Genomic DNA, 23741 nt, shown 5'->3' with positions numbered 1-23741 from the left:
TGATGAAATGGCAAATACGCAAAGTTGTGTTGTTGGCGAGTATGATTAGCGTTCTTTTTTTCGGGATGTTAGTGTACTACGTTACATATCCATTCCTTTTTGAGAATAAAGTATTTTTTCTATCACAGTTTTGTCTGTTTGAGTTGCAAAAGCATATGGGGGAACTATCTATGGTTCGCATTGTAATGGGTGGGCTATTGCTATTTACTTTATTTATTGTTTGCAAAAGAATGTGGAAGCAGTTTTATTATAGCCAAAAATTAAAGCGGAACCTAGTTGGTATCACTCGAAAAGAAAAACAATTGTATCTGTTACCTTCATTAGAAGTTACAGCATTTACAATTGGATTGTTTCATCCCAAAATAGTAATTTCAGAAGGGGTGTTTCAATCGTTTACCGAAGAAGAGATCGATGCGATTGTACTGCATGAGGAGTATCATCAAAAGAGTCGAGATCCATTGAAATTATTTCTCTTTACGTTGTTGGCAGAAGGGATGATGTATGTTCCGATATTGAAAGGGATGTTACATCGTTATCACACATATCAAGAACTATTGGCGGACAAATATGCGATGAACCAAATGAAATCCTCATTTGAACTAGGCAGTGCATTATTAAAATTAATTAAAATAAAAACAGCATCTAATCCGTTTATAACAGCGTCTTTTGCAAAAATAGCAATTAATTTACGAATAGAACAAGTTGTAAGTCCATCATCTGTAAAGCTAAATATACCGTTGCATACAAATTCGGTCTATATAACTATGGGGCTATTCCTTGTTTCATTTGTACTTATTATTGGAGAGTGCATATAGCCTCTTTTTTTAATCTTAAACACTACTAAATGTAGTGTGTTACAGGAGGGATATAATGAACGCAGCAGATTTAACGATATGGCTTGTAGTAGGAGCAGGGATTCTTTCATTTGTATCACCATGTTCTTTGCCGCTATATCCATCTTATTTATCTTATATTACAGGTGTCTCGATTCAAGATTTAAAAGAAAATCGCGGTATGATGCAAAAATCGGCAATCATGCACACTTTTTTTTTCATGATTGGGTTTTCTATTATATTTTATGCATTAGGCTTATCTGTAAGTTGGATTGGGATAACATTTTCATCGAATCAAAGGCTAATTCAACAAATTGGTGGGATTTTTATTATCTTAATGGGTTTATTTATGACAGGAATCATTCAACCGAAATGGCTCATGTCAGAGAAAAAAATGCAGTATAGAAGTAAATCAACTGGATATGTCCGCTCTATTTTTGTTGGTATGACGTATGCAGCTGGATGGACACCGTGCGTTGGTCCGATATTTTCTACGGTATTAATGCTTGGCGCGACAAATCCTGAGGGAGCGCTTCTTTATATAACCGCCTATACACTTGGTTTTGCAGTTCCATTTTTTGTGATGGCATTTTTTATTGGGAAAGTGAAATGGATTGTTACATATGCCAATGTCATGATGAAAATTGGCGGTGGAATGATGATGTTGACAGGGATTTTACTTTATACAAATCAAATGACGAAAATTACAGCATTTTTTATTCGCTTATTTGATGGGTTTACAGGATTTTGAAATTAGGAGGAAAAAAGGTGAAAAAATTAATCGCTATTATACTTGCCGGTGCACTTATATGGGCAGGTGTTAACTTTTATAATACAAAAAAAGAAGAAAAAGAGCGGAAAGCAAAACAAGCTACGCTACAAGAAAAAGAAGTATTACCTCAAGTGGGATTTAAAGCGCCGAAAATCACACTAAAAGGATTGGATGGAAAGCTTTATTCGTTAAATGATGCAAAAGGAAAACCATATATTATTAACTTTTGGGCATCATGGTGTGGACCATGTGAGATGGAAGCGCCGGACTTAGTACGTCTTTACGATCAATATAAAGAAAATCTTGAAATTTTTGCAGTGAATGCAACAATTGGTGATCCAGTACAAGAAGCAAAGGTATTTGCAGATCGCTTCGGCTTTAAGTTTCCTGTTTTATTAGATATGGATGGAGTGGCTGGACTTGATTATAAAATAGTTTCACTACCAACAACGTTTTTTGTTGATAAAGATGGGATTATTGTAGATCAAGCACGTGGAGTATTGTCTCCAGATCAACTAGAAAAGAAATTTAAACAATTAATTGAGAAGTAAAGGAGTTCCCCGTAATGATGATGGAATGGATGGTGAAAGTACAGCTGGTTTCTCCAATATTAGGATGTTTACTTGGATTCATGTTCATGAAATTAAAGCTGAGAAAACACAACATACCATATGAAAAAATGATGGATGCCGTAACAAATGGATTTTTTATCATCATACTAACGTGGAAATTCGCGCCGGCAATTTTGAATCCAGGTTGGGCTGTTCAATCACCATGGCAAGCATTACTAGCAGTAGGGAGTATCAAGCACCTTATAATTGGGTGTTTCATCGCAAGTGGGTATATGATATGGAAAAGTAAAACGACTCATTTTTCACTTTCTGTTTTACTAGATGTACTTCCTCTTGGAATCGCAAGTATCATCATTTTCTATTTTTTGTTTCATCAGCACGTTGGTATGAGGACAACGGTGCCGTGGGGTATAAAAATATATGAATCGAAATTTTTGTACCATCCTATATTTATGTATGAAATTATAATTGTGCTCTGCATAACAGGATGGTTATGGAAAGAAAATACGAGGCTTGGAACTAGAAAATATATTAGCTATTTTTTAATTATAGAAGGAATTTCTCATATTTTTATTTCACTTATAAGTGAACAGATTCCATTGTTATTTGGATTATCCGTACAGCAATTACTCACTTTTGTTGTAATTAGTACAGGGATTTTATTGTTTCCGAAAAAATAAAAAAAGCAATGCACGAGCGTTTGTTCATGCATTGCTTTTTTAGTTTCTTTATAGATTGCGTGAATATTTCATCTTTTTGCTTTAGTTCTCTTTACAACTATCATTTAGAGGAGTATATTAACAGTCAGAATAGCTCAATTTAGATTTTTCAGCCAAATAAAATCGCTTAATCCATTTAGGAGCGGGGGAACCAAATTTGTGCATTGCCACTAGGGGTGAATCCTTTTATAGGTAGGGCTACTCTCAAGGTCCGAATCCGACAGCTAACCTCGTCAGCGTTTTGAGAGGGGGGACTTGTGTGTGTAAAAAAACACTAGGTGCAACCTGGTGTTTTCTTTTTATTCTCTTGATGGTAAATATTAACGTTTTATTTTTGCGTGTAATAGGATAGAGAGGGGAAAGAGGATGAACTGGCTTACAAGTCTAATTACAATTTGTCTGTTCGTAATTGTTGCAAAACCGATGGGAGACTATATATACAACGCTTTTCAGTGTAAGGAAGCATTTCAAAAGGTATTTGGTTCACTGGAAAAAATCATATTTAAAGTTGCTGGGATTAAAGGGCACAGCCAAAGCTGGAAACAATATATGCTTTGTTTAATCATCACAAATTGTTTCTTTATCTTGGTTGTATATTCTATATTTCGATTACAAGGGGTTCTTCCATTAAATCCTAATCATTTCTTAGGATTGGAACCAACATTAGCATTTCACACAGCAATCACATTTATGACAAATGCTAATTTACAACACTATGGGGGAGAAAGTAGTTTATCATATTTCTCTCAAATGGTGGGTGTGACATTTATGATGTTTGCGGCACCTGCAACTTCATTAGCAATAGGAATTACGTTCATTCGTGCATTAGCAGGAAAAAAAATAGGGAATTTCTTTGTAGATTTTGTACAATCTATTACACGGATATTATTACCAATTTCATTTGCGACATCGTTGATATTCGTGGCCTTAGGAACACCGCAAACATTGGATTCAACAATTGTTGTGAAAACATTGGAAGGAACAATGCAAGGAATTCCTCGTGGGCCAGTAGCCTCTTTACTTTCTATTAAGGAACTTGGTGACAATGGGGGAGGCTTTTTCGGAACAGTTTCTGCTCATCCTTTTGAAAATCCCAATATGATTAGTAATGTGTTACAGATGATGCTACAAATGTTAATTCCAATGGCTTTTCCATTTGCATACGGAAGAATGGTTGGCAACCGAAAACAAGGTAAAATGTTTTTCGTATCAATGCTCATTCTGTTTATTGTAGGATTTTGTATGCTTGCTATATCTGAATTGAAGGGGAACCCGTTGTTAAATCAATTAGGGATAGAAAGTTCACAAGGGAATATGGAAGGGAAAGAAATGCGCCTTGGCGTCATATCTTCTGCTTTATATGCAACTGTTACAAGTGCTTCTGGAACGGGTGGTGTAAATACAACACATGATACATTAACACCAATCGGTGGGATGGTCCCACTTGTAAACATGCTTTTAGGTACCGTGTTCGGAGGAATTGGACTTGGGTTTATAAATGTCATTATGTATGCGATGTTTGCCGTGTTTTTAGCCGGCCTAATGGTAGGGCGAACACCGGAGTTTCTTAACAAAAAATTAGAAGGGAAAGAAATGAAGTTAATAGCGATTACGATTGTGGCTCAGCCAGTACTGATTCTTGGAGCTGCAGCAATTGCATTTTCTACCAATCTAGGGACGGAGGCAATTTCTAATCCTGGTTTTCATGGTTTAACACAAGTTATATATGAATACACATCGTCTGCTGTCAATAACGGATCTGGATTCGAAGGTTTAAGGGATAATACACCTTTTTGGAATATTTCAACGGGAATCGTTATGTATATTGGTAGATATTTAGGTGTTATTACGATGCTGGCCGTCGCAGTTGGACTCAAAAGGAAAAAGGTTGTACCTGAAACTATAGGAACCTTCAAAACAGATGGTCGGTTATTTGGCGGGATTTTACTAGGTACTATATTTATAGTAGGTGCACTAACATTCTTGCCAGTACTTGTACTCGGACCAATTGCTGAATTTTTGGAAATATCATAGTGAAACTTTAATTCGTATTGGTTTTTACTAATCGTTCATGCGAGATAAAGTAGTAAAACGAGAGGGGGATATGCCTCTCGTTTTTATTATGAATTTCTTTGTTATTTTTTACGTGGTTCATTATAGTATAGGTATAGGTTTTTTTGAAAGTAAGAATTAGGCGATATGAGCTTAATAAGTTTGTTATACAATAGAAAGTTTCATTTTACATAAATAAGAGGATGTGTATATACAATGTCACTACAGTCAAAATATTTAGCGGGTATTTCCCTTGGAGTGATGGGAGTAGGATTTGCCGCAACAATCCCGTTTCAAGGAACAATAGCAGGAGAGATTATACAAGGTGGATTTGAAGCTGGTTTAGTTGGGGGGCTCGCCGATTGGTTTGCAGTTACAGCACTATTTCGCCATCCGATGGGAATTCCGATTCCGCATACAGCATTATTGCCAAAAAACAGGAAGCGGATTACAAAAGGTCTTGTTTCAACCCTGGAAAATGAGTGGCTGACGAAAGAAAGTATAACAAATAAAGTGAAGGAAATGAAGTTAGCACAAATGGTATTACAGATTGCGGAAAGAGAGCTGCAATCTGATGCTGTGAAAAAAGGGATTGTTACAATTGCTGAAAAAGCAATTCTTCAAATTAATACCGAAAAGTTAGCTACTGTAATTGAAAAAGAGTTAAAAACATATTTGCATACCATTCATACAGGAAATATACTGCAAGTGCTTATTGATCAATTAGTGGTGCAAGAATACGATGAAAAAACACTTGATTATATGTTGGTTAAAGCGAAAGAGTGGACGGCTCAAGATGAAGCACGTTATCAGCTAGGAAGTTTAGGTATGAAAGCGATGGAAAATATAAAAGTGGATGGATTCTTGCAGTTTACGCTTAAATCTTTCATGAATATTGTTGATGAAGAGAAAATTGGAGGTATTTTACAGAAGTTTGTGATTAGTAATATTAGTAGTTTACAGGATCCTGATAATAGTACGAGACAACTTGTATTAATGAAAATTCGCCAAGAACTTATCAATGTTAAGGAAAACGAAGCGGTATTACAGGAATTAGAGAATTGGAAAGAACGCTGGATTGCAGATTGGGATGCTACGGAGAAAATAAAAGAATTGTTAGGACAAGCACAGGGAAGAGCGGTAGCTTTTGTTAAAAATGAAGAGTTTGCAGATAGGTATCTTCTTCCGTTCTTAACAACGCAAATGAACAAAGTAAAAGAAGATCCAGCAGCAGTTGAAAACATGGAAGAGTGGTTGCAAAAACAAATTGTAAACCTTGTTGAAAACAATCATTCTAAAATTGGAAAGCTTGTACAAGAAAATCTTGATAAGCTAGATGACAAAACCTTAATTGAGATGATTGAAAATAACGTGGGCAAAGATTTACAGTGGATTCGTGTGAACGGTGCTGTTTGTGGATTTATGATTGGGTTAGTGTTAGAGGGAATTAAGGCCGTGATATAAGCTGAAGGTAGAACAGTTAGCAAGGGGGATTTCTTATAGAGAGACAAGCAATGGACATTGAAGTGGCTATAAATGAATGGCAAGAAGAATATGAAATGTCAAATGTGCAAATGAAGTTACTCAACTCTATTTTAAAACGTAAGAGAGCGTGACCTTTAGATGTGATTATTTTAATGGCAGAAGAGGTTCAAATGATGGAATTCAATGATGAGGAAGCGTTAGCGGAGAGCTGGGCATCTTTTGAAGAAATAGGTATTCATTGGCGAGTATAGTGCTTGAAGTGACGATATAGTAATAAGAATTATTTTTTATTATGAAAAACAAACCAAAAACCTTTCACACTACAGGTGAAGGGTTTTTGGTTATAGGTTTTAATTTTCCTGAACGTTAACATCCAGACTATAAGTCTTTTGGATATATAAATGATGAGTTCCATTACCAAGCTTAAGTGTATTTTTATACCATTCTTCCTGCTTGTTTATATCTGGATTTTCTTCTGAAGGATCGTTCTCCTTTTTCCTTAATTCTTCTACATGTTCCCATGGGATATTTCCGTGGGAATCTTTTTGATTTGTTACTGCTAATAGTGTTATGTCGCTATCTTTTACAAGGTGGACAGCGACGCTTGATTTTCCTTGGACAGACCAATTGTTTTGTAATTGTCCTGGATAAAGAGAAAGTTCGCTTTCTGATCCTCGGATTTCTACATTTTTATTTTGCGGAAGGACAAGTGTTGCTGTCATTCGTGATTGCGTGGCAAAGAATTTATGTGTAACAGGTAGTGGTTTTAACGTCACATACATTGTTTCACCAACCATCTTGATTGAAATGAAGTCTTCTTGTTTCAGTTTGTTTTTTTCATTTTCTTTCATTGTCATCTGATACATTCCAAATAGATGAACTTTATCAGAATTACCACCTTCAACTGTAAGAGGGGTATTACTCGTATCGACAACAATTTTCTTTATGAAATCTGGAATGTTATGCTGTACTTCTGGAATATCATTCGTTTGTTCATTCGCCCCAATTGAATAACGAATCTCCTCTAATAATCCAGTTGATAGTAAGAAGTATAATGCGATTCCGATTGTACCTAATACACCGATAAAGAAAATGCTGAATATATCATATTTAATAATAGGTTGTTCTTTTTTTGAAAATGAAACATACAGTAAAATCTCGATACCAAGTATGATGAAAATAATTGGCCACCAAGCTGTCAAGCTATCGAATACTTGTATTCCTTTTATAATTGAGAATAATAAACAACAACCTAAGGTAATGATTGAAACGCCCATTGATATTGTTCCTACGCGCCATTTTCTCATTCTTTAGCCTCTCCTTTTTCCCCTTTGCTTCCTAACAATAATTTAAAGCCCCCGCCAATTAAAAGAAGGGCAACGATAGATGTTTGGAAATAACGATAGTATAAATCGCTAAGATGAATATTGAATATAGTAGCAAAATAATCGTCAAAAATAGGAAGTAATGTGTGGTCCAATAAGTAATAGCATCCTAATCCTACTAATCCAATACCAAGCCATTTTTGATGATTGATAAAATAATCGATAATTGGTGTATCTTGCAATTCTTCTTTTCCGTATTTCGACGTTTGTTGTAATATATCAAAAAAGCTATAAAACCAAATAATCGGTACTAAAAATAAGAAAGCGGAGAGTCTTAGTAAGTCGAGCATATAAATAGAGAGTAAAAAAGAAGCCATCAGCTGAAGGCCACGGCGCTGTAAGCCTAAATACATATGACCAGCTCCAGGAAACATAGCTAAAATAGAAGCGAATGTTTTGCTTTTTTTTCCTTGTTCACGGTGTTCTTCAAAGTCTTCAAAAATAGTACGATCTATTAATGTTTCACCGCGTTCTTTTTTCTGTAGTTGCTGGACGACATCAAAGAAGTTGTAAATCCAAAGAACAGGTAAGGTAGCGAGAAAAATAAGAAAGCTCTCTCGAGACGTTAGGAGTGTAACGAATATAATCATGCTACCAAGCCCTGTAAAAGCAATTAACAATGTAAGTCCACGCTGCATAAGACCTAATTGAAAATGGCCAAGACCAGGGATGATGGATAAGAGAATGATATAAAATCGTTCGCTTTCTCGTGTGGCTTCTTGATTCTGCTCTTTCTCTCTTTTCCACGATTGTTTCATAATAGAAATAATGAGATCAATCATATTTATAATCCATAGAATTGTTGATAAAAATATGCCTGGGAAAATAAGACTATGATCCCCAGAAGCAAGGGCAAGGCCTGCGCTTGCACAGAGTGCTAATAAGGAGCCCCCACCATATATTATAAAACGGCCAATTCGATTTAAATATAAATGACCAAGGCCAGGGATTAACCCTAAAACTAATGCTAAAAATGGGTTTTTATTCACGTTTTAAACCTCCGTTTGTTTTTGAATCCATTTTTTTTGAATTATATATGTTTTTTTCTAAGATTTGTTTTGAAATTGACATTTCACTCTGCTTGGAAGAATGCTCAAAACTTGAAGTCATCGAAAAAAGATAATGGAACAAACCACTTGCCATAAAAATCACCGTAGCTGCAGTCGCAATTATGTAATGAATGAGTGTGCTTTTTATTCGGTTTGGTTGCTTTTTACTGGTTAGTTCTTCAGATTCGACTTTTTCGAAGGTGATTTGCTTCATGACCGTATCTGTAAATGAATCCTCATTCATCATTGGAAGATTTTCATTTTGTTCTTCAATGATTTCCATATAAAGTGTTAAACAATGGTCACATTCATAGAGATGTTGTTCAACTGATTCACGCTCTGTATCTGATAGAAGATCTAAAGTGTAATTGCGCCAAACTTTTTTTGAAAAGTGCGTCATAAAAAATCTTCCTCCTTCCAATGTTTTTTGATCCATTTTCTTGCCCGGTAAAGCTTCATTTCAATTGTTTTGACTTCAGTATGTTGCTGAGTAGCAATTTCCTGATAACTTTTTTCCTCTAGGTAGTGTGCAAGGACGACATCACGATAGTTTTCTGGAAGTTCTCTCAGTTTTTGACCAACCAATAATTTTTGCTCTTTCGTCAGTAACAACGCCTCGATATTATGAGAGGATTTGATGTTTTCCTGTGTTTCTTTCGATAAGGAGACTTCTTCTTTTTCTCTTACTTTCTTTCTCTTATAATCAATGGCGTAATTAGTAGCAATCCGCGCTATCCATGTTTTGAATCCACGAAATTGATAATTAGGGAGAGAGGCATAAATTTTCACAAACACTTCTTGTGAGATATCTTGTGCATCTTCTTGATGTCTCAAAATAGAAAAAATAACTTGGAAAATATAATGGCGGTATGTTTCAACGAGAATGCGAAAAGCATGTTCATTTCCTTGCTGTGCCTTCTCAATTAATTGTTTCTCTTCAATCTTCTCCCCCTCCTTTTGATGCATTCTATTTTATAGACGTATAAAATACTTCGTTACCCTACACGTATTTAAAAAAAGAATAATATATTTTGAGAGAACATACTACTTCAAAAAAGTGTAAAAAAATAACTTAGAGAAGTATATAATGAGCAATAGGGAAATGTTAAATGGAGAAAGGATGTGAATGTTAGTAGAGGAACTCCTATACTAACAAGCATGAAAATAAAAATAGTAATAGCTGATGATAACTCTTTTATTAGAGAAGGCATGAAGATTATTTTAAGTACATACGAAGAATTTGAAGTGTTAGAAACGGTAAGTGATGGGAAAGAGGCGCTAGATTATTGCAAAAAATATGATGTGGATATTGCACTTTTAGATGTTCGTATGCCAAATATGAATGGTGTGGAAGCGACAAAATTAATTTGTGAAGAGACAAAAACAAAGCCGCTTATATTAACGACATTTGCTGATGATGAGTATATTCTAGAAGCGGTGAAAAATGGAGCGAAAGGTTATTTATTAAAAAATAATGACCCGGAGCGCATTCGTGATGCAATAAAAGGAGTGTATAACGGACAGACTGTTATGCAAGATGTGGTGCTTGATAAAATTAAATCTAATTTAGTAGAAAGTAAAGAAGGGGAGTCAAAAATAGATAAGACTCTTTTCACAGAAAGAGAACTTAGTATTATTGCTCTAATTGCAAAGGGGTTTTCTAATAAAGAAATTTCAAAACAGCTTTTCATTTCAGAAGGGACGATTGCGAACTATATTACGTCGATTCTTGGTAAAACAGGACTTGAGCACCGTACGCAAATTGCGATTTATTATTTAACAGGAAAAGTGGACTAATTATATGGAGTTTTGGCTGATATTGAGTAAATTAATTATTTTCATGTATATTGTGTTCAGTTACATTCACTCGAATGTTACAAATTTACCATGGGTTATATTTGCGTTACTTTTGTATCTTTGTGTAAACGTGACAATTTCTATTCTAAAAAAAAATGTTTACAAGAGGATACTAATAGGTATATCGATTGTCATCACAATTCTTTTTACAGGACAGATTCATCCGTTGTTAATTTTATTTTTACCTGTGAACTTATATGAAATCATATCTTATTACGTTGATGAAAAATGGTTGCTCTTTTTCATTATGACTCTGCCTATTATGTTTATTGATGAAAGTGTTCAAATGACATATGGGTTAATTACTACATTTAGTTTTCTGGTCTTTATGATGTCAAAGTTATATACAGAAAGATTATTGAAATTTGAAATGCAAAACGACCAGATGCGAAAAGATATACAAAGGCTCACAAAAAGCTTGAATGAAAATAAAGAATACATAAGGCAATCTGAATACACATTTAAGTTAGAAGAGAGAAATCGATTATCGCAAGAAATCCACGATAAGATCGGTCATTCTATGACAGGAGCGCTTATTCAGATGGAAGCAGCGAAAAGGTTAATGGAAATTGATAAAAAAAAAGCTACGGAGTTACTCCAAAATGCGATTCATATTTCTAAAGATGGAATTGAAAGTATTAGGCTTACCCTAAAGAATATGAAACCACCAACTGAGCAGATTGGAATTCACCGTATGAAATTATTCATAGATGAGTTTGCGAGCAAACATGATATAAAAATACCTTTTGTGTATAAAGGGAATTTAGATGCGATTTCTCCAATCCAATGGAAGGTTATTGGTGAAAATGTTACGGAGACATTAACGAACGCAATGAAGTATGCTGATGCCACCGTCATTGCAATAGATATTCATGTGCTTAACAAGATGGTGAAAGTGCAAGTGAAAGACAATGGAAAAGGGGCGCCATTTTCTGATTTGTATTTAAATATTTTAATCTTATTCGCCTTTGCGATAGCCTTCTTCTTAATTGCAATTTACAAGTTTGGACGTAATAATGAAGCGAGGAATTTTATTTAATAGGGAGGGATGCGGTATGGTGCTGCATCCTTTTTTTGTATGATTGTTCATAAAATATAGCCTCTATTGAAATACTACTTGGAGACAATTATTTTGTGCGGAAGGAAAACAAAATGGTGAAAAAGATATTACGTGTCATTTCTATTATCATTAGCATATTAATTTTCCTTGTTAGTTGGATGCATATTGACGTAACACTAGGAAGGAAAATAGAGGCAGAAAAAAATCAACTGAAAGAATATGATCCACATTATAGTGACTTCCAATTATATGTGGAAGGTAAATCGTTATATAAGCAGCTATTTTCTGATATAAAAGAGGCGAAACATTCTATTTTTACTTTTTTCTATATTATTTCTGATGATGAAAGCAGTCACTCATTTTTAAACTTGTTGAAAGAAAAAGCAGAGAAGGGAGTTCAAGTATATTTATCGGTCGACTGGATCAATGATTTATCATTCCAAAGAAAGCTTAAGAAGGAATTACAAGCAAGTGGCGTTCATTTTACGTATAGTAGAAAGCCTGAATTCCCATTCTTTTTCTATTCGCTACATCATCGTAATCACCGCCGTATTACAACGATAGATGGGAAAATAGGATATAGTGGTGGCTTTAATATCGGGAATGAGTACTTAGGGAAAGATAAGCGTTTTGGGTATTGGCGAGATTATCATGTGCGCTTGCAAGGAGAAGGGGTAACGGATTTAGAAGAGCAGTTTGCGTTAGATTGGAAACGAGATACTTCAGAAGAAATTATGAGAACAGCTCAATCTAATGTCAAAGGAAAAACGTTACATACTATGTCTAGTTATAATGGTCATAGAGTTGTTACGAAGTATATGGAATTAATAAAACAAGCAAAACATTCTATTGTGATTGCATCGCCGTATTTTATACCAAGGGATAAGGAGCTTATGAATACTTTAATTCAGGCGAGGAAGCGTGGCGTTTTTGTTAAAATACTTTGGTCCTTCAAACCGGATATTCCACTTATAAAAGAAGCCGCTTATCCTTATATTCGTCAGTCTATTGAGAATGGAATCGTTGTATATGGTTATAAAAAGGGAATGTTCCATGGGAAAGCAATGGTAATCGACAATGAAACAACTGTAATTGGTACAACAAATTTCACTTCGCGTAGTTTTCATATTAATGACGAGATGGATTTCTATATAGATGGTGGTCCGATGATTCAACAAATGAATCAAGCGTTAGAGCAGGATTTTAAAGATTCAAAAGAAATGACTTTATCATTCTTTAATAATTTATCATTTGTGGAGAAGTGTAAAGAAAAGATAGCGTGGCTGCTTAATTACTATTTATAGGAATAGTGATAATAAAATGAAAAGGAATGCGAGTATGATGTAAGTAGCATTCAAAAACGCTCAGAGAATAAACGCTGAGCGTTTTTATTTTTAGTGTAGGGTGTTTTCAATTAAAGCTTTCCAAAATGAAACAATCTATAAATCTTTTTTTAAGTAGTAATGCTGATAATCTCTGCCGACATTACCCAAGACACCAAACTCTTGATAACCGTGCTTTTTATAGAAATCTAATGCTTGGAAACTTAAAGTATCTACTTTTATGAAGTCACAATGCTGCTCTAAAGCTATTTTTTCTATTTCTAATAAGAGTTTAGTTCCATATCCCAGTTTACGTATGTCTTCATCAATCATAAAAGTATGAATCTCTAACCAATTCCAGCAAATTTCACCTAATATTCCCCCGCGAACCTTGCTGTGTCCATCTTTAAGAAATAAGTTGATTTCTTGGTATCGCCCTCTTAAATCTACTGGGAAATGCTTTAAATTATATTTATAAAGCTGATTATTAATGTAGTTTTTATCATCTCTATTTAACTCTTTCGTAATATGTAAATCCATTTTGCATATCTCCTCCTACCACTTTTTCATAAAATTATTAAGAAGATAAAACTTATTACATTCTTAATATGCTGTATTTAATAAGTCTTCTTTTTCTTGAATAAGCACCTTAATAATTTCAATGTTTATTTTAACATAAAATAAATAACATTCTGACTTTTGTTCTAGCACCTTGAATAATAACGAAAATCACACCTTCAATCTAGGTATGATCAACTATTGTTGATGTGTTGAAAGTAATAATGTCATTTGGAGTATTAGTGTAAGGGTTAAAGCCATATAAAGAAGAAGACCTATGAAATTTCACATTCGGAAACGTGTTTGGCCGTTAAAGCATTCTTTAAAGGATAAATAAAGATGGTTGGAGGAGGGATTGAATTGAATCGTCAAAGTGCTATTCATGAGATTATAGAGCGCATGTTCAGGTTTAAACTAGACCGTCCGTTAAGAGTCGCTGTTAGTGGCATAACAGCTTCGGGGAAAACAACATTTGCAAATGAGTTACAAAAAGAAATGCAGTTACAGGGAAGAAAGATCGTCCGGACGAGTATAGATAATTTTCACAATCCAAGGATAGTTAGATATTCACAAGGGAAGGAGTCAGCCAAAGGATATTATGAAGATGCTCATGATTATAAAGCATTTGTGGAGAGGTTATTGATTCCGCTAGGACCGGATGGTGGTATGCGATATGAGACGAAATCGCATGATTTAGAAACGGATATGTGTATGGAATCGAACCCCATACTTGCTTCAAAAGATATGGTATTTATAATTGATGGAACTTTTTTATTGAAAAAAGAGTTGCAACATTTATTTGATTATAAAATATTTGTAGAAACGGATTTTGAAATCGCAAGAGAACGTGGTGCAAATCGAGAAGCAAAAGCTTTTGGGAATAAAGAGAAGGCAGAGGAAATGTTTTTACAACGATATCATGCAGCTTGCCATATGTATATGGAAGAGCATGCACCAAAGGAATATGCAGATGCAGTTTTCATTAATAATAATATTGAAGTGCCGATAGTGGTATTTAAAAATTTTTGATTTTAGCATTGATGTTAATAAAGGTTATTGAAGTACATTTCATGAATTGAGGAAAATAATAGGAATTTAGGTTGTTATGATCCTACTTTTTTAGAAAGTGTAAGGTGCGGAAAAGTACCGCACCTGTTTTAGGTCATTCATGCAGTTGTTCTATTCAAGAAAAAGTCATTTTTCTTCTACCAGTTCAGTTAATTCATGATTAATTAATGTTCCAACATGTTCCCCTAAACATATTTTTTTCATAACTCCAGGTTCATCAAAGTTAAAGACATGTGCTGGCAGATGGTAGTCACGAGCAAGTAGTAATGCTGACTGGTCCATTACTTGTATATTGTGCCGAACGACATCGTTATAATTTAGCTGTCGATACATTTTTGCTGCTTTATTCCGTTTTGGATCGCTTGTAAAGACGCCATCTACGCCTTGCTTTGCGACTAAGATGGCATCGCTATTCATTTCGATTGCTCGTTGTACACTTGGATAATCCGTTGTAACGAACGGTTGCCCATTTCCACCGCCAAAAATGACGATATACCCTTTTTCTAAATGGTGCACAGCCCGTAAACGGATATAGGTTTCTGCCACTGCTGTAAAGGGGATAGATGTCATGACGCGCACTTCTTTATCTGTTTTACTCGTTAGTACACCACGTAGCATCAAGCTATTTATAATTGTACCTAAAGTCCCAATATTGTCCGCTTCAACGCGATCAATTCCCCATTCTTCAGCTAAATTACCTCTGAAAATGTTACCTCCGCCAACGACTAGAGAAACTTCAATACCTAAATTAACAATTGATAAAATCTCAGTTGCGATATGTTCTAAGCGTTTGGAGCCAAAGCTGTTTCCCTCTTGATCAGCAAGTGCGCCTCCACTTAATTTAATTAAAACGCGCTTGTATGGTTTCATGAAAATCCCCCCTATATAGGTGACAATAAAAAAGGAGCAGAGGCGAATGCCTTTGCTCCTTGCTGAGAAAATGAAATAGAAAAGAAACAGATATAATGAAATCTTTTGTGAGATACTTCATAACATCCACTCCTTTTCGTTTCAATTCGTTCCAAATAAACGTATCTTTTAGATTATACAAAATAATATGATTATTTACCATTGTTATTTTTAATTCTGTATCTATTGAACGTGTCAATGAACATTTTAAGAAAAAAGTTCGAATCTTTTGTGACGAACCTGTAGGTTTTTGTCTGATTTTGTAGGTTCGTTTATATCATGTGAATAAGCTTTTATAAATACGAATTGAAAGCGTTCGCATGAAGGGGATGAGAAAGATATGAAAAAGTTCGGATTGGCAACACAGATTTTTGTCGCACTTGTTTTAGGGATTGTAGTAGGGGCAATCTTTTATGGCAATAAAACAGCGATTTCTTATATCACACCAATTGGGGATATATTTATTCATTTAATTAAAATGATTGTAGTACCGATTGTTATTTCAGCATTGATTGTTGCAGTAGCTGGTGTAGGTGATATGAAGAAGCTTGGAAAATTAGGTGGCAAGACAATTCTTTATTTTGAAATTATCACAACAATTGCGATTTTGATGGGATTAATTGCAGCTAACGTGTTCCACCCAGGTACAGGCGTTGATATGAATAACTTAAAACAAAGTGATATTTCATCATACAAGCAGACGGCTGATGCAACGCAGAAAACAGGATTTGCAGAAACAATTGTTCATATTGTACCAAAAAATGTGTTTGAATCAATCGCGCAAGGAGACTTATTACCAATTATATTCTTCTCTGTGTTATTCGGTTTAGGGATTGCGGCAATTGGTGAAAAAGGAAAGCCTGTGTTTAATTTCTTTGAAGGTGTACTCGAAGCGATGTTTTGGGTCACGAATCAAGTTATGAAATTTGCACCATTCGGCGTATTTGCATTGATTGCGGTTACGGTTGCAAAATTTGGTGTGGCGACACTACTTCCTTTAGGAAAACTAGTGCTAGCTGTGTATGTAACTGTTATACTATTCGTTGTTATTGTATTAGGTATTAATGCGCGAATGGTAGGGGTAAATATTTTCACATTAATGAAAATTTTAAAAGAAGAACTTATACTTTCATTCACGACAGCAAGTTCAGAGGCTGTTTTACCAAATATAATGAAAAAGATGGAAGAGTTCGGTTGTCCAAAGGCAGTTGCCTCTTTTGTTATTCCGACAGGTTATACATTTAACTTAACAGGATCAGCTATTTATCAAGCTTTAGCGGCATTATTTGTTGCGCAAATGTACGGTGTCCACATGCCATTAACGCAGCAGATTACGTTACTATTCGTTCTTATGCTAACGTCCAAAGGGATGGCAGGGGTTCCAGGAGCTTCATTTGTTGTTGTACTTGCAACATTAGGTTCAATGGGATTGCCGTTAGAAGGTATTGCGCTAATTGCTGGTATTGACCGCATTTTAGATATGATTCGCTCGTCTGTCAATGTGTTAGGAAATGCATTAGCAGCCATTGTTATGTCCAAATGGGAAGGCGAATTTGATCATGAGAAAGCAAAACAATATGTAGAAACAGTCAAACAAACAGAAGCAGCATAAGAAATAGATGAGGAGTGAGTCATAATGGCAACATTAACGGAGATTACAAAAAATGTACGAATTGAAAAAGACTTTTTAGGTGAAAAAGAAGTACCAATGCATGCTTATTACGGAGTTCAAACAATGCGTGCTGTAGAGAACTTTCCGATTACGGGATATAAAATTCATGAAGGTTTAATTAAAGCGTTTGCGATTGTTAAAAAAGCAGCTGCACTTGCGAATACAGATGTAGGAAGATTGGAATTGAAAAAAGGCGGTGCGATTGCAGAAGCTGCACAAGAAATTCTTGAAGGAAAATGGCACGAGCATTTTATCGTCGATCCAATTCAAGGTGGCGCAGGAACTTCCATGAACATGAATGCAAATGAAGTCATTGCCAATCGTGCCCTTGAATTATTAGAGATGGAAAAGGGAGACTATCACTATATTAGTCCAAATAGCCATGTGAATATGGCGCAATCAACAAATGATGCATTCCCAACAGCGATTCATATTGCGACATTAAATGCTTTAGAAGAGTTATTACAAACGATGGGTTATATGCAGGATGTGTTTGAATTAAAAGCAAAGCAATTTGATCATGTGATTAAAATGGGACGCACGCATTTACAAGATGCTGTACCAATTCGCCTTGGCCAAGAATTTAAAGCGTATGCTCGTGTGCTTGAGCGCGATATAAAAAGAATTCAGCAATCTCGTCAACATTTATATGAAGTGAACATGGGGGCGACAGCGGTTGGTACAGGATTAAATGCAGATCCAGAGTATATTGAAGCAGTAGTTAAGCATTTAGCTTCCATTAGTGAGCTACCTCTTGTTGGAGCGGAAGATTTAGTGGATGCAACGCAAAATACAGATGCATATACTGAAGTATCAGCAGCGCTGAAAGTATGTATGATGAATATGTCTAAGATTGCAAATGATCTTCGCTTAATGGCATCAGGTCCACGTGTTGGATTAGCGGAAATTATGTTACCAGCTCGTCAACCGGGTTCATCTATTATGCCAGGAAAAGTAAACCCTGTTATGCCAGAAGTGATTAATCAAATTGCATTCCAAGTAATTGGTAACGATCATACGATTTGTCTTGCTTCAGAAGCTGGTCAATTAGAATTGAATGTTATGGAACCAGTACTTGTCTTCAACTTACTTCAATCAATTAGCATTATGAATAACGGTTTCCGTGCCTTTACAGATAATTGTCTGAAAGGAATTGAAGCAAATGAAGGGCGCTTGAAAGAGTATGTTGAGAAAAGCGTAGGGGTTATTACAGCCGTGAATCCTCATATTGGTTATGAAGCAGCTGCTCGCGTTGCGAAAGAAGCAATTGCAACTGGACAATCTGTTCGTGAGCTTTGTGTGAAAAATGGTGTATTATCACAAGAAGAATTAGATTTAATTTTAGATCCATATGAAATGACACATCCGGGGATTGCGGGAGCAACTCTTTTAAAGAAAAATTAAAAGAGGAGGGGACATTCCCCTCTTTTTTGTTTACAATATAGAAATGGCATATATAAATAAAGGTAGGGATGGTATGAGTAAATTTACAGTTTCCTCTAATGGCGCATTAGAAACAACATTAAGAGGAGTAGAAGTATTAGCAACACCCCTTTTAAATAAAGGTGTTGCTTTCACGAAAGAAGAAAGAGAAGAACTAGGATTAAAAGGTTTATTACCGCCAGCGGTATTAACATTAGATGAACAAGCACGCCGCGCTTATGAACAATTTTGTTCGCAGCCAGATGATCTATTAAAGAATGTATACTTAACCGCATTACATGATCGAAATGAAGTTTTATTTTATCGCTTACTAACAGATCATTTACGAGAGATGCTTCCGATTGTGTACACGCCAACTGTTGGTGTAGCAATTCAAAGGTATAGTCATGAGTACCGTAAACCACGCGGAGTTTACTTATCAATTAATGATCCTTCTGGTATTGAGGAAGCGTTTTCTAATATTGGCGCAACAGCAGAAAACATTGATTTAGTCGTTGTAACAGATGGTGAAGGAATATTAGGAATTGGTGACTGGGGCGTTGGTGGTATTAATATCGCTATCGGAAAACTGGCTGTTTATACGGCAGCAGTTGGAATCGATCCTAGCCGTGTACTACCTGTTATTTTAGATGTAGGGACGAACCGAGAGGATTTATTAAATAATCCGTTTTACATCGGAAACCGTCATTCTCGTATAACTGGTGAAGCTTATGATACATTTATCGATACATTTGTAAAAGCTGTATGTAACAAGTTTCCGAAAGCTTTATTACATTGGGAAGACTTTAGTTCACGAAATGCACGCAAAATTTTAGATAAATATCGTGATCATGTATGTACATTTAATGATGATATTCAAGGAACAGGTGCTGTTTCACTTGCTGCTGTACTATCAGCAGTGAAAGCTTCTGGAGTGCCTTTATGTGAACACCGAGTTGTTGTATTTGGTGCTGGAACAGCTGGAATTGGGATTGCGGATCAAGTGCGAGATGCAATGGTTTGCGAAGGGTTGTCAGAAGAAGCAGCAAATGAGCGCTTCTGGTGCATTGATCGATATGGTTTATTGACAGATAATATGACAGATCTTCTTGATTTCCAAGTTCCATACGCACGTAAAGAGTTAGAAGTGCAAGCGTGGAAGGGAAATGAAATAATTGGACTTGCAGAAGTTGTGAAACATGTAAGACCGACAATTTTAATTGGTACATCAACGGTAGCTGGTGCCTTTACAGAAGAGATCATTAAAGACATGGCTTCTCATGTAGATAGACCGATTATTTTACCAATGTCTAACCCGACACCACTTGCAGAAGCGAAGCCAGTAGATTTAATACATTGGACAGAGGGACGAGCGTTAGTAGCAACAGGAAGTCCATTTGAACCAGTTACTTATAATGGTGTAACGTATGTAATTGGACAATCAAATAATGCACTTATCTTCCCGGGACTTGGTCTTGGAACAATTGTTGTTCGAGCGAGTGTAATGACAGATGGTATGTTTGCAGCGGCTGCAGAAGCGGTAGCAAGCATGGTAGATACAAGTCAGCCAGGAGCACCTATCCTTCCTGAAGTCGAAGAACTGCGTAATATTTCTGAGGTGGTTGCTATTGAAGTAGCAAAAGTTGCAGTTGCTGAAGGAGTCGCTCGTGAGGAGCTAAGTGATAACGATATCAAGAAAGCTGTTCAAGAGGCAATGTGGCAACCTGTATATCGTCAAATAAAAGCAGTGGAAAAGGCAAGAATATAGAAAGAAAGCCCGTTTATATGATAAGCGGGCTTTCCTTGTTCGATTTTTGAATAAACATATTTCATAAATAGGAAGTGGCATCTTTGAATTGGAATCAATTGTGGAAGAAAGATATGTCCCTTTTAATTATTTTAATGGTGGTTGTTCCAATTGCTGGGGAACTGAATTTTCACCCGTTTAATGATACATTCCGTGTTAGCTTTGGGACACCGATTTTTTTCTTTTTACTATTGTTTTTACGGAAAATACCATCGGCAGTAGCCGGTATACTTGTTGGATTATCTGTAGTAGGATTTCGGGTGGGTCTTGATTGGACGTTACAAGGGTCTTTTCATATAATAGATTCTTTTTATTTACGGTATCCTGTCTTCTTTTATTATTTTGTTTATGGAAGTCTTTTTTCATTATGTAGAGTAAATAAATTTCATCAGAAACCATTCATAATAGGGTGTCTTGGGATTACGATTGAAATTATATCAAGTATGTCAGAACTTGCTTTTTATCATGTTTTAGTACTTGGTACAACGATTACTATTTCTGAAATAAATAAATTGATTATTATAGCTGTTTTTCGAAGTTTTTTTGCGCTTGGATTTTTGAATATGATGATTTTATATGAAACGAAATTAAAAGAATCACAGGTTCGCAAAGAAAATGAAAAAATGTTGATGCATCTTTCTACTTTATATGTGGAATCTGTTCATTTAAAAAAGACACTTCAAAATGCAGAATTAATTACACAAGAAGCATATCAATTATACCGAAATTTACAAGCTAGTAAGGATGCAAGTAGCATAGAAATACATAGTAAAAAAGCGCTGAAAATTGCTGGGGAAGTACACGAAATAAAAAAAGATAATCAAAGAATTTTTGCTGGGTTGTCAAAGCTTCTTTTAGATAAAAATCTTTCTGAGTATATAGAAGGTCATGAATTAGCAGAAATGATTGTAAGGATTAATGAGAAATATGCACAGCTATTAGGAAAAGAGATAAAATTTTCGAACATTATAGAAGGTGAGCATAGGCAATATCATGTTTATACTGTATTGTCGATTTTAAATAATTTAGTTGCAAATGCTGTTGAAGCGATTGAGAGCACTGGTACGATTAGCATAAAGGTATATAAACGAGAAAGAAATGTGATGTTTGAAGTAGTAGATGATGGACCTGGTATTTCATCAAAATATCAAGAGCTTGTATTTAAACCAGGATTTACGTCAAAGTATGATCAAACAGGGACACCGTCAACTGGAATTGGCCTTTCCTATATAAAAGAGATGGTTACAGAACTTGGGGGAGAAGTAAATCTACAAGGCAGGGAGAGCAGCAACGGATGCAAGTTTATTGTTTGTTTACCAGAGTTTAGCCTAACGCGAGAGGGGGAGTAAGGTGTTTTATTATATCGTAGATGATGATGAGGTATTCCGCTCTATGCTTTCACAAATTATTGAAGATGGTGATCTTGGGGAAGTAGTAGGAGAAGCGGAAGATGGTGCTTTCATAGAGGTGGATCAGCTAAATTTTAAAAAGGTAGATATTTTATTTATTGATTTATTAATGCCAATCCGAGATGGAATTGAAACTGTTCGCCATATCGCGCCTTCGTTTACAGGAAAAGTAATTATGATTTCTCAAGTAGAGTCTAAACAACTAATTGGGGAAGCTTATACACTTGGGGTTGAATATTATATTACAAAACCATTAAACAAAATCGAGGTTGTATCTGTTGTACGGAAAGTGATGGAGCGTATTCGATTAGAACGATCCATACAAGATATTCAAAAATCTTTGAATAACGTCTTTCAATGGGAGCAACCACAAGTGCGAAACGAGCCAGTACAAGAAGAGAAAAAAATAACGGATTCAGGGCGCTATTTATTATCAGAACTTGGCATTGCTGGAGAGAATGGAAGTAAAGATTTACTTAGTATGCTCGAATATTTATTTGGACAAGAAAAGGAAAAAACGTTTGAATACGGTTTTCCAGCGCTGAAAGATATTTTTCACCATATTACAGTAAAAAAATTAGGAGAAAGTGCGTTGGAAGTAGAAATTGATAAAGAAAGAAAAGCTTCGGAACAAAGGGTACGCCGAGCAATTTATCAATCATTAAATCATTTAGCCTCTCTTGGTTTAACTGATTTCTCGAACCCTAAGTTTGAAAGTTACGCTCCGAAATTTTTTGATTTTACCGTTGTTCGTAAGCGTATGACGGAAATGACGAAGGAAGAACTAGCAACGCCCGGACATACGAGAATTAATACAAAGAAGTTTATTCAAGTGTTATATTTTGAGGCGAAACGGTTGATGGAGATGGAATAGGAGATGCTTAGAACAGGCATCTTCTTTTTTGTTTGAATTCTGAATTTTTGTTTATTTATTAATGGAAAAAGAGTATAATTAATTGTAAAAATTGCTGTTGAGTACATATGTAAGGATGTGAAATGAAAAATGATAGGCACAATTTTTAGTTATTTGTTGCTTGGAATTTCTCTATCGGCACCTGTTGGACCAATTAATGTTGCTCAAATTAATAAAGGAATGAAGAATGGATTTTTAAGTGCTTGGCTTGTTGGAGTAGGGGCAATGTCAGCGGATGTTATTATGATGCTCTTAATTTACTTTGGTGTTTCTGTCTACTTAACAACACCTGTTGCGAAATTGATCATTTGGATATTTGGTTTCTTTACACTTTTATATCTTGGTTATGAAAGTATAAAAGATGCTTCTAAGCAGGTAGAGAACAAAGAGAATGGAGAAAGAGAGCATCCAATGAAATCATTTGTTTCAGGATTTCTTATTGCAATCTCTAATCCACTTAATATCGTATTTTGGATTGGTATTTATGGAGCCGTTTTGACAAGTGCAATTAGTACAGTAGGCAAAGAACAAGCGTTATTATACAGCATTACAATATTTGTTGGAATTATGATTTGGGATTTATTCATGGCAACTTCTATTCATTTTGGAAGAAGATTTGTAAATAAGCGTATTATGAAATGGATTTCTATTTTTGCTGGAATTGTTTTAGTTGGGTTTGGAATGTATTTTGGGTATGAAGCAATTAAAGGAGTTGGAGAACTCATATAAGAAAAAGATTGCGTTGTCAGGACGCAATCTTTTTTTGTTTAGACTGTTCAATATTACTTTTCTTCACCTAAAGAAAAATAACTTTAAAAAAATAATTGTTATTTGATATTGATGTGTATACATGTAAAATGTTGTATAAGAGTAGATA

General features: G+C 35.3%; 21 protein-coding genes, 1 pseudogene and 1 riboswitch. Of the genes and pseudogenes, 16 read left to right on the top strand and 6 right to left on the bottom strand.

Annotation, left to right across the window (positions count from 1 at the left end):
• Window positions 1-2 precede the first annotated feature (2 nt).
• The 6 genes from AZF08_RS17155 (at window position 3) to AZF08_RS17130 (ending at window position 6412) form a co-directional block, all read left to right on the top strand.
• A complete protein-coding gene (locus AZF08_RS17155) occupies window positions 3-815 on the top strand; it encodes a M56 family metallopeptidase (RefSeq protein ID WP_033674154.1) in 813 nt (270 codons plus the stop codon).
• A 55-nt stretch (window positions 816-870) separates the two neighbouring features.
• Window positions 871-1584 (top strand): cytochrome c biogenesis CcdA family protein, encoded by a 714-nt coding sequence (locus tag AZF08_RS17150; protein ID WP_033674008.1) that lies wholly within the window; start codon window positions 871-873, stop codon window positions 1582-1584.
• A gap of 17 nt (window positions 1585-1601) precedes the next feature.
• Window positions 1602-2156, top strand: coding sequence for a TlpA family protein disulfide reductase (locus AZF08_RS17145; protein ID WP_033674007.1), 555 nt, complete (start codon window positions 1602-1604; stop codon window positions 2154-2156).
• Window positions 2157-2173: 17 nt separating this feature from the next.
• Entirely contained in the window at window positions 2174-2857 is a 684-nt protein-coding gene (locus AZF08_RS17140; protein ID WP_033674153.1) for a prolipoprotein diacylglyceryl transferase family protein, read from the top strand.
• A 153-nt stretch (window positions 2858-3010) separates the two neighbouring features.
• Window positions 3011-3151: riboswitch (cyclic di-AMP (ydaO/yuaA leader) on the top strand.
• Between the two features lie 111 nt (window positions 3152-3262).
• Window positions 3263-4930 carry a potassium-transporting ATPase subunit KdpA gene (gene kdpA, locus AZF08_RS17135; RefSeq protein WP_033674006.1) on the top strand — a complete coding sequence of 556 codons (1668 nt, stop codon included), beginning with the start codon at window positions 3263-3265 and terminating at the stop codon, window positions 4928-4930.
• 234 nt (window positions 4931-5164) lie between these two features.
• Complete coding sequence (locus AZF08_RS17130; RefSeq protein ID WP_033674005.1) at window positions 5165-6412, top strand: DUF445 domain-containing protein; 1248 nt, start codon at window positions 5165-5167, stop codon at window positions 6410-6412.
• 371 nt (window positions 6413-6783) lie between these two features.
• Here AZF08_RS17130 and AZF08_RS17125 read toward each other — a convergent pair whose 3' ends face one another.
• Genes AZF08_RS17125 through AZF08_RS17110 form a run of 4 tightly spaced genes read right to left on the bottom strand, consistent with a single transcriptional unit; the run spans window position 6784 to window position 9833 of the window.
• A complete protein-coding gene (locus AZF08_RS17125; RefSeq protein ID WP_033674004.1) occupies window positions 6784-7740 on the bottom strand; it encodes a hypothetical protein in 957 nt (318 codons plus the stop codon).
• Window positions 7737-8807 carry a hypothetical protein gene (locus AZF08_RS17120; RefSeq protein WP_033674003.1) on the bottom strand — a complete coding sequence of 357 codons (1071 nt, stop codon included), beginning with the start codon at window positions 8805-8807 and terminating at the stop codon, window positions 7737-7739. Before AZF08_RS17120 ends, AZF08_RS17125 begins: the two co-directional genes overlap by 4 nt.
• The gene (locus AZF08_RS17115; protein WP_033674001.1) at window positions 8800-9267 is read right to left on the bottom strand and encodes a hypothetical protein; all 468 of its coding nucleotides are present in this window, start codon (window positions 9265-9267) and stop codon (window positions 8800-8802) included. Before AZF08_RS17115 ends, AZF08_RS17120 begins: the two co-directional genes overlap by 8 nt.
• On the bottom strand, window positions 9264-9833 hold the full coding sequence (locus tag AZF08_RS17110; protein ID WP_082246036.1) for an RNA polymerase sigma factor: 570 nt from the start codon (window positions 9831-9833) through the stop codon (window positions 9264-9266). The genes AZF08_RS17115 and AZF08_RS17110 overlap by 4 nt, the downstream gene beginning before the upstream one ends.
• 192 nt (window positions 9834-10025) lie before the next feature.
• On the opposite strand from AZF08_RS17110, the gene AZF08_RS17105 reads away from it, so the two are divergent.
• The 3 genes and pseudogenes from AZF08_RS17105 to AZF08_RS17095 all read left to right on the top strand — a co-directional run bounded on the left by AZF08_RS17105 (window position 10026) and on the right by AZF08_RS17095 (window position 13088).
• Window positions 10026-10664 carry a response regulator transcription factor gene (locus AZF08_RS17105; RefSeq protein ID WP_051725707.1) on the top strand — a complete coding sequence of 213 codons (639 nt, stop codon included), beginning with the start codon at window positions 10026-10028 and terminating at the stop codon, window positions 10662-10664.
• 4 nt (window positions 10665-10668) lie between these two features.
• Window positions 10669-11679: pseudogene (locus tag AZF08_RS17100) on the top strand (sensor histidine kinase); the annotation flags it as partial.
• 197 nt (window positions 11680-11876) lie between these two features.
• A complete protein-coding gene (locus AZF08_RS17095) occupies window positions 11877-13088 on the top strand; it encodes a phospholipase D-like domain-containing protein (protein ID WP_033673999.1) in 1212 nt (403 codons plus the stop codon).
• A gap of 135 nt (window positions 13089-13223) precedes the next feature.
• On the opposite strand, the gene AZF08_RS17090 is transcribed toward AZF08_RS17095, so the two are convergent.
• On the bottom strand, window positions 13224-13646 hold the full coding sequence (locus AZF08_RS17090) for a GNAT family N-acetyltransferase (protein WP_033673998.1): 423 nt from the start codon (window positions 13644-13646) through the stop codon (window positions 13224-13226).
• 378 nt (window positions 13647-14024) lie between these two features.
• On the opposite strand from AZF08_RS17090, the gene AZF08_RS17085 reads away from it, so the two are divergent.
• A complete protein-coding gene (locus tag AZF08_RS17085) occupies window positions 14025-14693 on the top strand; it encodes a nucleoside/nucleotide kinase family protein (RefSeq protein WP_033674148.1) in 669 nt (222 codons plus the stop codon).
• Between the two features lie 165 nt (window positions 14694-14858).
• Here the strand turns inward: AZF08_RS17085 and pyrH are convergent, their stop codons facing one another.
• Window positions 14859-15602 (bottom strand): UMP kinase, encoded by a 744-nt coding sequence (gene pyrH, locus AZF08_RS17080; RefSeq protein ID WP_033673996.1) that lies wholly within the window; start codon window positions 15600-15602, stop codon window positions 14859-14861.
• Between the two features lie 379 nt (window positions 15603-15981).
• Between pyrH and AZF08_RS17075 the strand changes: the two genes are divergently transcribed.
• The 6 genes from AZF08_RS17075 to AZF08_RS17050 all read left to right on the top strand — a co-directional run bounded on the left by AZF08_RS17075 (window position 15982) and on the right by AZF08_RS17050 (window position 23593).
• Window positions 15982-17253: a cation:dicarboxylate symporter family transporter gene (locus AZF08_RS17075; RefSeq protein WP_033673995.1), complete on the top strand. Its 1272-nt coding sequence runs from the start codon at window positions 15982-15984 to the stop codon at window positions 17251-17253.
• Between the two features lie 24 nt (window positions 17254-17277).
• A complete protein-coding gene (gene aspA, locus AZF08_RS17070; protein ID WP_033673994.1) occupies window positions 17278-18717 on the top strand; it encodes an aspartate ammonia-lyase in 1440 nt (479 codons plus the stop codon).
• Window positions 18718-18769: 52 nt separating this feature from the next.
• On the top strand, window positions 18770-20503 hold the full coding sequence (gene malS, locus AZF08_RS17065) for an oxaloacetate-decarboxylating malate dehydrogenase (protein WP_153019552.1): 1734 nt from the start codon (window positions 18770-18772) through the stop codon (window positions 20501-20503).
• Window positions 20504-20577: 74 nt separating this feature from the next.
• Complete coding sequence (locus AZF08_RS17060; RefSeq protein ID WP_082246034.1) at window positions 20578-21891, top strand: ATP-binding protein; 1314 nt, start codon at window positions 20578-20580, stop codon at window positions 21889-21891.
• 1 nt (window position 21892) lies between these two features.
• Window positions 21893-22825: a response regulator gene (locus AZF08_RS17055; RefSeq protein ID WP_033673990.1), complete on the top strand. Its 933-nt coding sequence runs from the start codon at window positions 21893-21895 to the stop codon at window positions 22823-22825.
• Between the two features lie 129 nt (window positions 22826-22954).
• On the top strand, window positions 22955-23593 hold the full coding sequence (locus AZF08_RS17050) for a LysE family translocator (RefSeq protein ID WP_033673989.1): 639 nt from the start codon (window positions 22955-22957) through the stop codon (window positions 23591-23593).
• Window positions 23594-23741 lie beyond the last annotated feature (148 nt).

Origin of the sequence: Bacillus gaemokensis (genome assembly GCF_001590835.1) — a bacterium.
Taxonomy (GTDB): Bacteria; Bacillota; Bacilli; order Bacillales; family Bacillaceae_G; genus Bacillus_A; species Bacillus_A gaemokensis.
The sequence above is the reverse complement of the archived record's forward strand: the minus strand, read 5'-3'. Positions and strand labels throughout refer to the sequence as shown.

Bases quoted from the DNA above. Each gene is read 5' to 3' on its own strand.
- AZF08_RS17110 (WP_082246036.1), bottom strand. From the start codon at position 9,833: ATGCATCAAAAGGAGGGGGAGAAGATTGAAGAGAAACAATTAATTGAG.
- AZF08_RS17115 (WP_033674001.1), bottom strand. From the start codon at position 9,267: ATGACGCACTTTTCAAAAAAAGTTTGGCGCAATTACACTTTAGATCTT.
- AZF08_RS17140 (WP_033674153.1), top strand. From the start codon at position 2,174: ATGATGGAATGGATGGTGAAAGTACAGCTGGTTTCTCCAATATTAGGA.
- AZF08_RS17125 (WP_033674004.1), bottom strand. From the start codon at position 7,740: ATGAGAAAATGGCGCGTAGGAACAATATCAATGGGCGTTTCAATCATT.
- AZF08_RS17075 (WP_033673995.1), top strand. From the start codon at position 15,982: ATGAAAAAGTTCGGATTGGCAACACAGATTTTTGTCGCACTTGTTTTA.
- AZF08_RS17090 (WP_033673998.1), bottom strand. From the start codon at position 13,646: ATGGATTTACATATTACGAAAGAGTTAAATAGAGATGATAAAAACTAC.
- kdpA (WP_033674006.1), top strand. From the start codon at position 3,263: ATGAACTGGCTTACAAGTCTAATTACAATTTGTCTGTTCGTAATTGTT.
- AZF08_RS17130 (WP_033674005.1), top strand. From the start codon at position 5,165: ATGTCACTACAGTCAAAATATTTAGCGGGTATTTCCCTTGGAGTGATG.
- pyrH (WP_033673996.1), bottom strand. From the start codon at position 15,602: ATGAAACCATACAAGCGCGTTTTAATTAAATTAAGTGGAGGCGCACTT.
- AZF08_RS17155 (WP_033674154.1), top strand. From the start codon at position 3: ATGAAATGGCAAATACGCAAAGTTGTGTTGTTGGCGAGTATGATTAGC.
- AZF08_RS17105 (WP_051725707.1), top strand. From the start codon at position 10,026: ATGAAAATAAAAATAGTAATAGCTGATGATAACTCTTTTATTAGAGAA.
- AZF08_RS17150 (WP_033674008.1), top strand. From the start codon at position 871: ATGAACGCAGCAGATTTAACGATATGGCTTGTAGTAGGAGCAGGGATT.
- AZF08_RS17095 (WP_033673999.1), top strand. From the start codon at position 11,877: ATGGTGAAAAAGATATTACGTGTCATTTCTATTATCATTAGCATATTA.
- AZF08_RS17050 (WP_033673989.1), top strand. From the start codon at position 22,955: ATGATAGGCACAATTTTTAGTTATTTGTTGCTTGGAATTTCTCTATCG.
- aspA (WP_033673994.1), top strand. From the start codon at position 17,278: ATGGCAACATTAACGGAGATTACAAAAAATGTACGAATTGAAAAAGAC.